This is a genomic window from Stenotrophomonas sp. 22LJNL06-5-1 (genome assembly GCF_056861455.1).
In genome coordinates, this window is sequence record NZ_JBSPUE010000001.1 from 214899 (window position 1) to 227485 (window position 12587).

Sequence of the window (12587 nt, forward strand, 5' to 3'; positions counted from 1 at the left end):
CCATCAAGCCAGAGCCGATCTGGATTTTGACGTTGACGTTGCCTCTGCGGGTGCCGGGCGCAGCCCTGCCAGAACCCCCTTCAGCATCCATGTCCGAATGTGGCGAGTATCCCCGCCCGCACACGCCTAGACTGGCGCCATGGACACCGCCCTCGCCCTCGACACCGCCGCCTGCGACCGCGCCCGCCTGGCCCGCGACGCACGCTTCGACGGCGTGTTCTTCACCGCCGTGCGCAGCACCGGCATCTACTGCCGCCCGGTGTGCCCGGCACCGCCACCGAAGCCGCGCAACATCACCTACTACCCGACCGCCGCTGCGGCCGCCGCCGCCGGCTACCGCCCGTGCCTGCGCTGCCGTCCCGAACTGGCACCGCAGGCCCAGCAGGCACTGGCCGGGCAGACCGTGCAGCGCGCCCTCGCGCTGATCCATGGCGGTTTCCTGCAGGACCAGCCGGTGGCCGATCTCGCAGAGAAGATCGGCCTCAGCGCGCGCCAACTGCAGCGCCTGTTCGTTGAACACCTGGGCGCGACGCCGGGGCAGATCCACGCCACCCATCGCCTGCTACTGGCCAAGCAGCTGCTGACCGAGACCACGCTGCCGGTGACCGATGTTGCGCTGGCCGCCGGCTACAACAGCCTGCGCCGCTTCAATACCGCCTTCCTGCAGGGCTGCGGCATGGCACCAACCGCGCTGCGTCGCCAGCACCAGCCGCTGGCCGCCGATGACGGCTGCCTGGTACTACGGCTGGTGTACCGCCCACCGTTGGATTTCCCGCGCATGCTGGCCTTCCTGCGCAAGCGCAGCCTGCCCGGCATCGAACTCATCGGCGAGGACAGCTACCAGCGCGTGCTCGGCACGCCGGAGCGCCCCACCCTGCTGCGCGTCACTGCCGACCCGAAACGCCCCGAACTGCGCCTGCAACTGGGCGCGGTTGATCCGCGCCTGATCCCCGACATCGTGCGCCGCGTACGCCGTGTCTTCGACCTTGATGCCGATCTGCAGCAGGTGCATGCCGCGCTGGGCGAAGAACCGCTGCTGGCCCGTGGCATCGCCGAACGCCCCGGGCTGCGCGTGCCCGGCGGCTGGGATGGCTTCGAGGTGGGTGTACGCGCCGTGCTCGGACAGCAGGTCAGCGTGGCTGCGGCCACCACCTTCGCGCGGCGCCTGGTCGATGCCTATGGCGCACATCTGCCGGGCATGCCATCGGACTTCGATCGCCAGTTCCCCGCGCCCGAGGTGCTGGCTGAGGCGCCGCTGGAATCGGTCGGCCTGCCGCGCACCCGCGCCGCCACCGTGCGTGCGCTGGCCGCCGCCTGTGCCAGTGGCCAGCTCGACTTCGGGCCCGGCCAGGCGCTGGAAGAATTCGTTGCGCGCTGTGTGGCACTGCCCGGCATCGGCCCGTGGACCGCGCAGTACATCGCCCTGCGCGGACTCGGCCAGCCCGACGCCTTCCCCGCCGGCGACCTGGTGCTGCAGCAGGTCCTCGGCCACGCACAGGGCCAGCGTCTGAGCGAACGCGCGACCGAAGCGCGCTCACAACCCTGGCGGCCATGGCGCGCCTATGCCGTACTGCACCTGTGGCACCTGTCCGGCACCTTCGTTGGAGAACCGACATGACTCTGTTGTTCGATCGTTTCGACAGCCCGATCGGCGTGCTGACCATCGCAGGCGATGAGCGCGGTCTTTCGCATGTGCTGTTCCCGGAGAACCGCCACCCCGCGCGCGGGCGTGATGACTGGCATTACGCACCGGATGCCTTGCCGGAAGCGCGCGAACAGCTGCTGCAGTTCCTGCACGGCAAGCGCAGCAGCTTCGACCTTGTGCTGGCACCACGTGGCACGCCGTTCCAGCTGCGTGTGTGGCAGGCGCTGGCGCTGATTCCGTTCGGCCAGACCTGGAGCTACCTGCAGTTGGCGCAGCATCTGGGCCAACCCAGTGCGACCCGCGCGGTCGGCGCCGCGAACGGCCGCAACCCATTGCCGATCATCCTGCCCTGCCATCGCGTGATCGGCAGCAACGGGGCACTGACCGGCTTTGGTGGCGGACTGGAAACCAAGGCCGCGCTGCTGCGGCTGGAACAACGCCAGGCCCCACTGTTCGCCTGAGAGAACTGGCCGGGCTGCGCCCGGCACCCGCAGAGGCTAGAGCAACAGCAACAGCGGGCTTCCTGCGGGGAGGCAGGGTGGATCCAGTTGCAGGGGACGCTGCAAGTACGTCCCTGTAAGCTCGGTCGCGCCATCCATGGCGCTCACGCCCCTGCAACCGGACCCACCCCGCCTTCGACAGGTTCCTGCGATCTGTCCGAACGTCATTCTGCGCAACTGTTGGTGGGTGTCGACCTTGGTCGACACGGTAGATCCACGCCATGCGTGGATGGAAGCATCAGGGACATGTCTGGAGACAAGGAAAAATGCGCGGACACGGCGCGCGATAGCGCGCCGTGTCTTGGGCGCGTCATTGCCTCGCACTATGATGGACGGATGACTTCCGTACGCCTGACCTGCGCGCTGGCGCTGCTGCTGCCATTGGCCGCCTGCACCACCGCGCCCGCCCCTTCCGCCTCCGTTCCCACACCCGTCGCTGCGGCCACGCCGCCGAAGCTGCTGCTGATCTCCATCGACGGCCTGCGCGCCGATGCGCTGGACCGCGGGCTGACCCCGAACCTGCAGCGACTGATCGACGGCGGCGTGCGTGCACGCTGGATGACCCCGTCCTATCCGTCGCTGACTTTCCCCAACCATTACACCATCGTCACCGGCCTGCGCCCGGACCACCACGGCATCGTCAACAACAGCATGGACGATGCATCCCTGGGCCGTTTCGAACTGAGCAACCGCGACGCGGTCACTACCAGCGGCTGGTGGGGTGGCGAACCGATCTGGGTCAGTGCCGAGAACGCCGGCGTGCGCTCGGCCACCACGGCGTGGCCGGGCAGTGAGTCTGAAATCCGCGGCGTGCGCCCCAGCAAGTGGCGCGTGTACGACGGCAAGGAACCGCTGGAGCAGCGGGCCGGCATCGTGCTCGACTGGCTGGCGCAGACCGATGCGGATGCACCGCGCCTCACCACGCTGTACATGGAGCACGTGGACAAGGCTGGCCACAACTACGGCCCCGAGTCGAAGCAGTACGCCGACGCCATCGTGCGCGCCGACCAGATCGTCGGCCAGGTGCTTGACGGACTGCAACAGCGCGGCCTGGCTGCGACCACCAACGTCATCGTGGTGTCCGACCACGGCATGGCCAGCGTCGCCGACGGCCACGTGATCGCCACCGAATCGATGGCCGACCCGGCCATTGCGCGCAATATCAGCCAGGGCCAGTCGGTGGGGTTTGCACCGGTCGCCGGCCGCGAAGCGGAAGCCGAACGCGCTCTGCTCGGCCGCCACGCGCACTACGAGTGCTGGAAGAAGGAGAACCTGCCGGCGCGCTGGCACTACGGCACGCATCCGCGGGTTCCGGCCATCGTCTGTGCCATGGATGAAGGCTGGGATGCGCTGCACCAGGAGAAGATCGCCAAGCGCGCGAAGCAGGATCGAGGTTCGCATGGCTACGACAACGCCCTGCCCTCCATGCGCGCGGTGTTCGTGGCCGCCGGCCCGTCGTTCCGCCAGGGCCTGGTGATCGATGGCTTCGACAACGTCGATGTCTATCCGCTGCTGGCCCAGCTGCTGCAGGTGCCGGCCGCGCCGAACGATGGCAATCCGGAAACGCTGAAGAAGACCCTGCGCTGACTTCCCTGTAGAGCCGAGCATGGGCTCGGCTCTACAAAAACGCGCATAAAAAAACGCGGCGCCAGGCGCCGCGTTTTTCATTGAACCGGTCTGGGCCGGATCAGGCCTTGGCGACAGCCTTCTTCGCCACAGCCTTCTTCGCCGGAGCCTTGGCCACGGTCTTCTTGGCAACCGGAGCGGCGGCGCCTACGGCGACCTTGCTCGCGGTGTGCGAACGGGCGTTGCCGTAGCTGGCGTTGTAGCGCTTGCCCTTGGCGGTCTTGCGGTCACCCTTACCCATGTCTTCAACTCCTCAAATGTGAAATCTGGTTACCCCGTACTGACACGGGTTCGGCGGGGCCGCCTTGCTGGGCGCCCCCGCGCACGATCGAAAATCCTATCACGGAGCGCCTAGTGCGCGCAGCTGGCGTCGTGCACGTGACCGTGGTTGAGGCGCAGGTTGACCAGATGGGCCACACCCACCAACAGGCCGCCGACGGTCATCACCACCGCGTGCGGCACCGCATTATGGTGCAACGGGTCGTACAGCACGCCGGCCCACAGCGCGACCAGGCCGGGAATCAGGAAGCCCAGCGCACGCAGCGCACCGTGGCGACGGTAGCCCCAGACCAGGCTGAACAGCCCCAGCAGGGTCACGAACACCACCAGCGCCTGTTCCACGCCGTCGCTCAGCCAGAACGACAGGCCCAACGAGGGCGCTGCGGCCAGCAGCACCGGAATCACCGCGCAATGCACCGCGCACAGCATCGAACCAGTGGCGCCGAAACGGTCGAGCAGGTGGCGCAGGCGTGAGGACAGGGACATGACTTCCAGCAGGGTCGGCGAATCGTTATGGAATAATATAACATCCCTCCCCGACCCGCACGGTTTCCCTCCCCCTGTCCCGCTGACGGGATTCGTGCGCCCAGCGATTGATACAGTGTAACAAAGGACCCACCGATGCCCGCCCGTACCCCGCGGTTGAAGCCGCATTCCCTCGCCCTGGCCCTCACCGCCCTGCTTCCGACCGTTGCCTTCGCCGCCAGCGAAGACGATTCCCATCGTGACCGCCACCTGACTGAACTGTCGTCGGTGCAGGTCACCGCCTCGCCGCTGCAGGGCGACGCCGAATCGCTGGCACGCCCGGTGGAGGTTCTGGCCGGTGAACGCCTGGACGAGCAGAAGGCCGGCACCCTCGGCGATACCGTGGCCAAGCTGCCCGGCGTACAGAGCACCTTCTTCGGTCCCGGCGTCGGCCGCCCGATCATCCGCGGCCAGGAAGGTCCACGCGTGGCCGTGCTGTCCAACGGCATGGGCAACATGGACGCCTCCACCGTCAGCGCCGACCATGCCACCAGCATCGAGCCGTTCCTGGCCGACCAGATCGAGGTCCTGAAAGGCCCGGCCACCCTGCTGTTTGGCAGCGGCGCTATCGGTGGTGCGGTCAATGTGGTCGATGGCCGCATCGCGCGCGAACTGCCGGAGCGCCCGCTGAGCGGCCGCGCAGAACTGCGCGGCAATTCGGTGAACAACGAACGCAGCGGCATGTTCCGCCTCGATGGCGTCAGCGGCAATGTCGTGCTGCACGTGGATGGCCTGGTCCGCAACGGCGACGACTACCGCATCCCCGGTTATGCGGTGATCGACAGCCTTGAAGATCATCACGATCACGACCATGACCACGCGGGCGAGGAAGGCGAAGAGCCGCGCCGCGGCCGCCTCGACAACAGCTCGATCCGCACCCGCGCCGGCGGCGTCGGCGCAACGTGGCTGGGCGAAGGCGGCTACTTCGGCGTATCGGCCAGCACCTATCGCACCAACTACGGCATTCCCAATGGTGCGCACGTGCACGCCGACGGCGATGATCATGGCCATGACCACGGCCACGACCATGGCGATGAAGAAGAAGGCGGCGACGAGCACGACGTGCGCATCGACATGGTGCAGAACCGCTTCGAGACCAAGGCCGGCATCTACGACCCGGTCTCGTTCCTGAAGAACATCAACGCACGCGTGGCCTACACCGACTACGAACACGTGGAGCTGGAAGCCGGCACGCCGTCCACCCGCTTCACCAACCGCGGCATCGAAGCACGCCTGGAAGCGGTGCAGCAGCAGATCGGTGGCTGGGACGGCGCCTTCGGCCTGCAGTTCGGCAACAGTGATTTCGGCGCAAAGGGCGAAGAGGCGTTCGTACCGGATACCGGCACCAGGAACATCGGCCTGTTCGTGCTGCAGGAAAAGCAGTTCGGCCCGTTCAAGCTGGAACTGGGCGGCCGCCACGACCAGGTCAAGCTGGACCCGACCGGTGACTATCGCCGCCGCACCTTCGGTGCCACCAACCTGTCTGCGGCCGGCATCTGGAAGCTCAACGACACCGTCGACCTGCGCATCGGCGTGGACAGCTCCGAGCGTGCACCGACCAACGAAGAGCTGTATGCCGCCGGCGCGCATATCGCCACCCGCTCGCTGGAAATCGGCGACGCCAACCTGAAGACCGAGCGCGGCCAGCGCGTGGAACTGGGTATCCACACCCACAGCGAACGCCTGGACTTCTCCGCGTCGGTCTACCAGACCAAGTTCAAGGACTTCATCTACCTGGCCGACACCGGCGTCACCGAGGGCCTGCCGGTTCGTGCGTGGACCCAGCAGGATGCGGTGTTCCGCGGTGCCGAAGCCGAAGCGCTGGTGCACCTGTTCGAAGGCGGCGCCGGTGACTGGGATCTGCGCCTGTTCGGCGACTACGTGAAGGCCAAGCTGGATGGTAGTGGCAGCCGCAACCTCGACATCGCCGTGCCGCATGGCGACCACAACCACAACTACAGCGTTGAACTGGCCAATACCGGTTACCTGCCGCGCATCGCCCCGGCCCGCGTCGGCGCCGACCTGCGCTGGGCCAAGGACGGCTGGCGCGCTTCGGTCGGTGCGGTGCGCTACAGCCGCCAGAAGGACGTCGCCCAGAACGAAGCACCGAGCGACGGCTACACCCTGGTCGACGCGCATCTGGCCTACCGCTGGGACCGCAACGCCAGCAACAGCTACGAGGTGTTCCTGGATGGCAGCAACCTGACCAACCGCGAAGTGCGCCCGCATACCTCGCTGCTGCGCGACTACTCGCCGCTGCCGGGCCGTGGTGTCGCATTCGGCATCCGCGCGTTCTTCTGACTCTCCTCCATCCACGCATGGCGTGGATCTACTGCACCACGCCGGGCGTCGGATCCCATTCCGCAGGAATGGGCTCTGACCCCAGCCTGAGATCACGCATGGCGTGGATCTCCTTGCTACTCCTTCCACAGGTATGCAGCGGGGGCCTTCGGGCCCCCGTTTTCATTTCGACCCGAACCATCACGCATTCGTCACAAAGATGTGCGTACCACAACAAGCGGACAATCCCGTCACTCAAAGTCTCGCCAATCGGACATTTTTGTCCGAAAATAATTCCATGACTGCCCAACGTGCCGATGCTGCTGCCCGCCGTGCCCTCATCCTCGACGCCGCCGATCATGTGTTCGGCCAACACGGTGTCACCGCCCCGCTGGACCTGGTGGTCGAACGCGCCCAGGTGGGCCGCGCTACCCTGTACCGCAACTTCCCCGACCGCACCGCGCTGATCCAGGCGCTGCTGCAGCGTACGGTCGACCGCATCCGGCGCCAGGTCGAACAACTCGGCGACCGCGACGACGCCCTGTTCGAGGTGTTCGAGGGCATGGCCCAGCGCATCATCGATTCGCCGGCACTGGCCGATTACTGGCGTGCGGTCGATTCGGATGTGCCGGCCATGCGCACCGCGCGCGAGACCGTGCGCGATCTGCTGGAAGCACCGATCGCCCGCGCCAAGGCCGCCGGCCTGTGCCGTGCCGACCTGGAGAAGACGGACATTTCACTGATCTCGGGCATGCTGGGCGCGGCCCTGCGCGGCAAGACCCGCGACGAGCGCGCCCACCTGGCCGGGCGCGCCCTGCAGCTGCTGCGCGGGGGTCTCCAGGGAGCAACCAGCGAGGCCCGCTGATGGTCCAGCCGTATCTGAAGCCGGTTCCGGATTGGGAGGAGCACGAGAAGCCGACCATGCCCGGTTCGGCGTCGATGCCCTGGCACCCACCGTACCGTCGGTTGGCCTATGCACTGGTATCGCTGCTGGTGGCGATCACCGGCGGCCTCGGCAATGCGCTGGTCACCGCCAACCTGCCGTTCCTGCAGGGCCAGCTGGCGCTGACCCCGACCCAGGGCAGCTGGCTGGTGGCGGCCTATGCAATGGTCAACGTCACGGCCAACCTGCTGGCCTTCAAGTTCCGCCAGCAGTACGGCATCCGCCTGTTCGCCGAGATCGGGCTGGGCCTGTACGCGGCGCTGGCGGTACTGCACCTGTTCGTCGGCAGCTTCGAGACCACGATGCTGACCCGCGCCGCCAGCGGCTTCGCTGGCGCGGCCTGTTCGACACTGGGCACGCTGTACATGCTGCAGGCGCTGCCGCGCCGCTTTACCGGCAATCTGCTGGTGGTCGGCGTCGGCCTTTCGCAGCTGGCGGTGCCGATCGCCTGGATCGTTTCACCAGGCCTGGTCGATACCGGCCAATGGCATCAGCTCTACTCGTTTGAAGCCGGGCTGGCACTGTGCGCGTTCGCGGCAGTGGTGGTGCTGAAGCTGCCGCCCGGCATCCAGGTGAAGGCGTTCGAACCGCTGGACTTCCTCACGTTCGCCCTGCTTGCACCGGCCGTCGCACTGCTGGTGATCGTGCTGGCGCAGGGCTACACCCGCTGGTGGCTCAACACGCCGTGGCTGGGCTGGGCCCTGGTCGCCTCGATCGTGCTGTCCACCACCGCCTTCATCATCGAACACTACCGGCGGAATCCGCTGCTGCAGATCCGCTGGCTGTCGAAGCTTCCGGTGCTGCACTTCATCGTCGGCGCGTTCCTGATCCGCTTTCTCACCACCGAGCAGTCCTACGGCGTGGTCAACCTGATGCGCACGCTGGGCATGGGGCCTGACCAGATGCGCCCGCTGTTCGTGGTGATCCTTGCGGGCGTGGTCACCGGCATCGCCGGCGCATCGCTGACCTTCGGCCCGAAGCGGCTGATTGCCCAGCTGCTGATGGCGATCCTGCTGCTGGGCGCTGCCGCCTTCTTCGACCAGCACCGCACCAGCATGGATCGGCCGCACGACTTCTACGTCAGCCAGTTCCTGGCCTCGGTCGGTGCCGGCATGTTCATGGGCCCGTTGATCATGCTCGGCATTTCCGCCGCGCTGAAGCAGGGCGTGGACCACATGATCACTTTCCTGGTGACGCTGTCGATCACGCAGACGCTGGGGGGCCTGGCCGGCTCTGCGGTGCTGGGCACCTTCCAGCTGCATCGCGAGCAGTTGTACTCCAGCGCATTGACCAGCCAGCTCGACCCGGCCGACCCGGTGGTGGCACAACGCCTGCGCATCCAGCAGCAGCTGTACAGCGCACAGATCACCGACCCGGTGCTGCGCAGTGCGCAGGGCAGCGCGCAGCTGGCGCAGACCACACGCCGCGAAGCCAACGTGCGTGGCTTCAATGATGTGTTCACGCTGAGCGGTTGGCTGGCCATCGGCTTCCTGTGCTGGTTGCTGCTGCTGTCGCTGCGCACCGCCGTGCTCAAGCAATGGCGCAAGCGCCACCCCACTTCCCCCGCTGTGGCCACGCCGGCCGCGCCCCGCTGAGTCCTCCACCATGCCTCCCGTCCCGCCCCGTCCCGACGACGCCGACAACGTGACCCCACCGCCGCCGACCGACGCGGCGCCTGCGCCCACCCCGGTAGAACCCGTGGTCGCGCCGAAGTACCTCAAGCCCAGCGCGCGCAGCGTGGTAGTGATGGTGGTGGTCGCCCTGCTGGGCATCGCGCTGATCCTGCGCGCCTGGCACCTGTGGCCGTTCACCAGCAGCGTGATGGTGACCGACAACGCGTATGTGCGCGGACAGATCACGGTGATGGCACCACAGGTGAATGGCTACGTGACCGAAGTGCTGGTGAAGGACTTCCAGCACGTGAGGGAGGGCGAGCCGCTGCTGCGTATCGATGACCGCATCTACGCGCAGCGTGTCGCCCAGGCACAGGCAACGCTGGACAGCGCACGCGCGGCACTGGCCAACTCGGACCAGTCGCAGGCACAGAACCGTGCGCAGATCGCCTCGGCGCACGCCACGCTGTCGGCGGGCCAGGCCGAGCTGCAGCGCTCGCGCAACGAGACCAAGCGCTACGAGGAGCTGGCCGCGCAGCAGCTGGTATCGATCAACGACCGCGACAAGTTCCGCACCACCCAGGCCTCGGCACAGGCCAGCGTGCAGCAGTCGCAGGCACAGATCCGCATCGCCGAGGAAACGCTGGTGTCGACCCAGGTGGCGCGCAAGAGCCTGGAGGCCCAGGTGGAAAGCGCGCAGGCGCAGCTGGAACTGGCGCGCATCGATCTGGCCAACACGGTGATCCACGCGCCGCGCGACGGCCAGATCAGCGAAGCCAGCGTGCGCGTGGGCCAGTACGTCGCCGCCGGTTCGCAGCTGCTGTTCCTGGTACCCGACACGCTGTGGGTGGTGGCCAACTACAAGGAAGGCCAGACCTGGGGGATGGCGATCGGCCAGCCGGCCACGTTCTCGGTGGACGCGTTCCAGGGGCAGGTGCTGCGGGGCCGCGTGCAGGAGATCGCCCCTGCCACCGGGTCGGAATTCAGCGTGCTGCGCCCGGACAATGCCAGCGGCAACTTCACCAAGGTGGTGCAGCGGCTGCCGGTGCGGATATCGATCAATGAAGGCCAGAAGCTGGCAGAGCAGCTGCGGCCCGGCATGTCGGTGATCGTGCGGGTGGATACCCGCTCCAAGCCGATGGACTAGCCTTGTCATGAAACGGGGTCAGATCCCTTTGCCAATGGCAAAGGGATCTGACCCCGTTTCCAAAATGCCGGCCAGCGGCCGGCACTACCGTTGCGTTAGCCGGCGCAGCGCGCGCAGAGGCCGTGCACTTCCAGGGTCTGCGCCTGCGGCTGGAAACCCAGCTCCTTGGCGCGCTTCTCCAGCTGGGTGACGATTTCGCGGTCTTCCAGTTCCACCGCGCTGTGGCAGCTGTTGCAGATCAGGAACGGCACCGAATGCGCGGCGCTGCTGGGATGGTGGCAGGCCACGAAGGCATTGACCGATTCCAGCTTGTGCACGAAGCCATTGGCCATCAGGAAGTCCAGCGCGCGGTACACGGTGGGCGGGGCATCAGCGCCCACGCCCTTGCCGTTGCGCACCCACTCCAGCAGCTCGTAGGCCTTGACCGGCTTGCCGGCCTCGGCGATCAGCTTCAGCACATTGGCGCGGATCGGGGTCAGGCGCAGCCCGCGTTCGCGCGAGACGCGCTCGACCACCGCCACGAAATCCGATGCGTCGTGGACGTGGTGGTGCGGGGCGGTACAGGCAGTGGCGGTCTTGGCGGGCATGCGTGTTCTCCGGTTCGGGCCTGGCAAGGATGCCTCAGGCCGTTGCTACCTTGGTGATGGCCACATCAATGCGTTTCAAGGCCTGCTCGCGGCCGGCCAGGTAAACGGTATGGGAAATGTCAGGACTGACCTGGGTGCCGGTGATGGCCACGCGCAGCGGCTGGGCGACCTTGCCCATGCCGATTTCCAGCGCTGCGGCCGCATCGTGCAGGGCCACGCCCACCGACTCGGCAGTCCATTCCGGCAGGGCGGCCAGCAGCTCGCGGGCCTTGCCCAGCGCCACCTCGGCACCGGCCTTGAAGTGCTTGGCCACCGCCGCTTCGTCGTACTCAGTCAGCGGCTGGTACCAGACCACGGCCTTCTCGGCCATTTCCTTCAGGGTCTGCACGCGTTCACGCAGGGCGATCACCACATCCTCCGGGGCGGGGCCGGCGGCCACGTCCAGGCCCAGCTTCTGCAGCTGGTAGACCAGGTGCGGCACGATCGCGGCCACGTCCTCGGTCTTCAGGAAGTGCTGGTTGACCCAGCCCAGCTTGGCCATGTCCAGGCGCGAGGCCTTGGAGTTGCAGTCCTTCACGTCGAACAGCTCGATCAGTTCCTGGCGGCTGAACAGCTCCTGGTCACCGTGCGACCAGCCCAGGCGGGCCAGGTAGCTCAGCAGCGCATCAGGCAGGTAGCCTGCGTCCTTGTACTGCATCACATCGGCCGCGCCGGTGCGCTTGGACAGCTTGGCGCCCTGCTCGTCCAGGATCATCGGCATGTGGCCGAACTTCGGCACTGGCGCGCCGATGCCCTCGTACAGGTTGATCTGACGCGGGGTGTTGTTGATGTGGTCGTCGCCGCGGATGACCTCGGTGATGCCCATGTCCCAGTCATCCACCACCACCGCGAAGTTGTAGGTGGGGTAGCCGTCCGGGCGGAAGATGACCATGTCATCGAGCTCGCTGTTGGCGATCTCGATGCGGCCCTTGATCAGGTCGTCGAACACCACGGTGCCTTGCAGCGGGTTCTTGAAGCGGATGACGCGGTTCGGGTCGTCCTTGCGCGGCAGGCCCAGCTCGCGCGCAGCGCCGTTGTAGCGCGGCTTCTCCTGCTTGGCCATGGCGGCCTCGCGCATCGCGTCCAGCTCTTCGCGGGTCTCGTAGGCGTAGTACGCCTTGCCGTCGGCCACCAGCTGCTCGGCCACTTCCAGATAGCGGGCCACGCGGTCGGTCTGGTAGATCGGGCCCTCGTCGTAATCCAGGCCCAGCCACTCCATCGCCTCCAGGATCGCGTCGATCGCGCCCTGGGTGCTGCGTTCACGGTCGGTGTCCTCGATGCGCAGCACGAACTCACCGCCACGGTGACGGGCCTCCAGCCAGCAGTACAGCGCGGTGCGGGCGCCACCGATATGCAGGTAGCCGGTGGGACTGGGGGCAAAGCGGGTGCGGCAGGTCATGGAG

11 protein-coding genes are annotated in these 12587 nt (G+C 67.1%); 7 read left to right on the forward strand and 4 right to left on the reverse strand.

All coding sequences use genetic code 11. The features are described 5' to 3' along the window. Window positions 1-139 precede the first annotated feature (139 nt). From AC13GF_RS00985 to AC13GF_RS00995, 3 genes are all read left to right on the forward strand, one after another. Window positions 140-1618, forward strand: coding sequence for an AlkA N-terminal domain-containing protein (locus AC13GF_RS00985; RefSeq protein WP_483002813.1), 1479 nt, complete (start codon window positions 140-142; stop codon window positions 1616-1618). Beyond that, complete coding sequence (locus AC13GF_RS00990) at window positions 1615-2106, forward strand: methylated-DNA--[protein]-cysteine S-methyltransferase (protein ID WP_049451870.1); 492 nt, start codon at window positions 1615-1617, stop codon at window positions 2104-2106. Before AC13GF_RS00985 ends, AC13GF_RS00990 begins: the two co-directional genes overlap by 4 nt. Window positions 2107-2481: 375 nt before the next feature. Continuing rightward, a complete protein-coding gene (locus AC13GF_RS00995) occupies window positions 2482-3732 on the forward strand; it encodes an alkaline phosphatase family protein (protein ID WP_483002815.1) in 1251 nt (416 codons plus the stop codon). Between the two features lie 100 nt (window positions 3733-3832). Here the strand turns inward: AC13GF_RS00995 and AC13GF_RS01000 are convergent, their stop codons facing one another. Together AC13GF_RS01000 and AC13GF_RS01005 are read right to left on the reverse strand one after the other, a co-directional pair. Continuing rightward, window positions 3833-4012 (reverse strand): 30S ribosomal protein THX, encoded by a 180-nt coding sequence (locus AC13GF_RS01000; protein WP_004150462.1) that lies wholly within the window; start codon window positions 4010-4012, stop codon window positions 3833-3835. A gap of 110 nt (window positions 4013-4122) precedes the next feature. Continuing rightward, complete coding sequence (locus AC13GF_RS01005; protein ID WP_019338435.1) at window positions 4123-4536, reverse strand: MerC domain-containing protein; 414 nt, start codon at window positions 4534-4536, stop codon at window positions 4123-4125. 135 nt (window positions 4537-4671) lie between these two features. On the opposite strand from AC13GF_RS01005, the gene AC13GF_RS01010 reads away from it, so the two are divergent. The 4 genes from AC13GF_RS01010 (at window position 4672) to AC13GF_RS01025 (ending at window position 10558) form a co-directional block, all read left to right on the forward strand. After that, window positions 4672-6876: a TonB-dependent receptor gene (locus AC13GF_RS01010; protein ID WP_483002816.1), complete on the forward strand. Its 2205-nt coding sequence runs from the start codon at window positions 4672-4674 to the stop codon at window positions 6874-6876. A 277-nt stretch (window positions 6877-7153) separates the two neighbouring features. Further along, window positions 7154-7720 carry a TetR/AcrR family transcriptional regulator gene (locus AC13GF_RS01015; RefSeq protein WP_010483118.1) on the forward strand — a complete coding sequence of 189 codons (567 nt, stop codon included), beginning with the start codon at window positions 7154-7156 and terminating at the stop codon, window positions 7718-7720. Beyond that, a complete protein-coding gene (locus AC13GF_RS01020; RefSeq protein ID WP_483002817.1) occupies window positions 7720-9393 on the forward strand; it encodes an MFS transporter in 1674 nt (557 codons plus the stop codon). The genes AC13GF_RS01015 and AC13GF_RS01020 overlap by 1 nt, the downstream gene beginning before the upstream one ends. A gap of 10 nt (window positions 9394-9403) precedes the next feature. After that, window positions 9404-10558: an HlyD family secretion protein gene (locus tag AC13GF_RS01025; protein WP_483002818.1), complete on the forward strand. Its 1155-nt coding sequence runs from the start codon at window positions 9404-9406 to the stop codon at window positions 10556-10558. Between the two features lie 95 nt (window positions 10559-10653). On the opposite strand, the gene AC13GF_RS01030 is transcribed toward AC13GF_RS01025, so the two are convergent. Together AC13GF_RS01030 and gltX are read right to left on the reverse strand one after the other, a co-directional pair. Further along, the gene (locus tag AC13GF_RS01030; protein WP_004150412.1) at window positions 10654-11145 is read right to left on the reverse strand and encodes a Fur family transcriptional regulator; all 492 of its coding nucleotides are present in this window, start codon (window positions 11143-11145) and stop codon (window positions 10654-10656) included. A 34-nt stretch (window positions 11146-11179) separates the two neighbouring features. After that, window positions 11180-12583, reverse strand: a complete 1404-nt coding sequence (gene gltX / locus AC13GF_RS01035; protein WP_054171306.1) for a glutamate--tRNA ligase — start codon at window positions 12581-12583, stop codon at window positions 11180-11182. Between the last annotated feature and the right edge of the window lie 4 nt (window positions 12584-12587).

Coding starts and splice junctions, on each gene's coding strand:
- gltX (WP_054171306.1), bottom strand. CDS start 12,583: ATGACCTGCCGCACCCGCTTTGCCCCCAGTCCCACCGGCTACCTGCAT.
- AC13GF_RS01010 (WP_483002816.1), top strand. CDS start 4,672: ATGCCCGCCCGTACCCCGCGGTTGAAGCCGCATTCCCTCGCCCTGGCC.
- AC13GF_RS01000 (WP_004150462.1), bottom strand. CDS start 4,012: ATGGGTAAGGGTGACCGCAAGACCGCCAAGGGCAAGCGCTACAACGCC.
- AC13GF_RS01015 (WP_010483118.1), top strand. CDS start 7,154: ATGACTGCCCAACGTGCCGATGCTGCTGCCCGCCGTGCCCTCATCCTC.
- AC13GF_RS01020 (WP_483002817.1), top strand. CDS start 7,720: ATGGTCCAGCCGTATCTGAAGCCGGTTCCGGATTGGGAGGAGCACGAG.
- AC13GF_RS01030 (WP_004150412.1), bottom strand. CDS start 11,145: ATGCCCGCCAAGACCGCCACTGCCTGTACCGCCCCGCACCACCACGTC.
- AC13GF_RS00985 (WP_483002813.1), top strand. CDS start 140: ATGGACACCGCCCTCGCCCTCGACACCGCCGCCTGCGACCGCGCCCGC.
- AC13GF_RS01025 (WP_483002818.1), top strand. CDS start 9,404: ATGCCTCCCGTCCCGCCCCGTCCCGACGACGCCGACAACGTGACCCCA.
- AC13GF_RS00995 (WP_483002815.1), top strand. CDS start 2,482: ATGACTTCCGTACGCCTGACCTGCGCGCTGGCGCTGCTGCTGCCATTG.
- AC13GF_RS00990 (WP_049451870.1), top strand. CDS start 1,615: ATGACTCTGTTGTTCGATCGTTTCGACAGCCCGATCGGCGTGCTGACC.
- AC13GF_RS01005 (WP_019338435.1), bottom strand. CDS start 4,536: ATGTCCCTGTCCTCACGCCTGCGCCACCTGCTCGACCGTTTCGGCGCC.